The sequence below is a fragment of the Prevotella lacticifex genome, assembly GCF_019973375.1.
Classification (GTDB): domain Bacteria; phylum Bacteroidota; class Bacteroidia; order Bacteroidales; family Bacteroidaceae; genus Prevotella; species Prevotella lacticifex.
In genome coordinates this window covers 1-348 of the sequence record NZ_BPTV01000028.1, presented here as the reverse complement: position 1 = coordinate 348, position 348 = coordinate 1, and the positions used below count along the sequence as shown (strand labels likewise).

Sequence of the window (348 nt, the reverse complement as noted above, 5' to 3'; positions counted from 1 at the left end):
TTTTCAAGCCGATGTTCGACCGCATCATCATGCTCGGGGTGTCGCCCATAACCCTCGACGACCTGACCAGCGGCTACAATATCGCGCTGAATATCACCATGGATCCGCGATTCAACCAGATGCTCGGTTTCTCGGAGGACGAAGTCCGGCAGATGATACGGTATTATAAGGATGCCGGGGCTATCAAAGAAGACGTTACTGAGGATAGCATAATCGACGACATTAAGCCGTGGTACGACAACTACTGCTTTGCCGAAGAGAGTTTCGGCAAGGAGCCCAGTATGTTCAACAGCGACATGGTATGTTATTATATGAACAACCTTGTTGGGTTGGGTAGTCGCCCCAAGG

The 348-nt window shown here is 50.6% G+C and carries 1 protein-coding gene; it reads left to right on the top strand.

Features of this window, described 5'->3' with window-relative positions; translation table 11 throughout:
• Window positions 1-348: P-loop NTPase family protein (locus tag LDN30_RS16255; RefSeq protein ID WP_223930256.1), on the top strand; the 348-nt coding region annotated here is incomplete at both ends.